Annotated in this window: 1 rRNA gene; it reads right to left on the reverse strand. The window is 50.4% G+C overall.

The annotated features are described in order from the left end of the window. Positions 1-339: ribosomal RNA gene (locus LGT40_RS00145) — 23S ribosomal RNA — on the reverse strand; the annotation flags it as partial.

Here is a 339-nt window from a genome sequence, read left to right on the forward strand (position 1 = left end):
ACGCCTCAACTAAGCCAAACGGATTTTCCTATTCGGCACGTCTACACGCTTAAACCAACACATCCAACCGTTGGCTGATCTAACCTTCTCCGTCATCCCATCGCAGTAACAACCGGTACAGGAATATTAACCTGTTTTCCATCGACTACGCATTTCTGCCTCGCCTTAGGGACCGACTCACCCTGCTCCGATTAGCGTTGAGCAGGAAACCTTGGATTTTCGGCGAGGGGGCCTCTCACCCCCTTTATCGTTACTCATGTCAGCATTCGCACTTGTGATATCTCCAGCAAGCTTCTCAACTCACCTTCACAGACTTACACAACGCTCCTCTACCATGCC

Origin of the sequence: Methylophaga pinxianii, from assembly GCF_020447225.1 — a bacterium.
GTDB lineage: Bacteria > Pseudomonadota > Gammaproteobacteria > Nitrosococcales > Methylophagaceae > Methylophaga > Methylophaga pinxianii.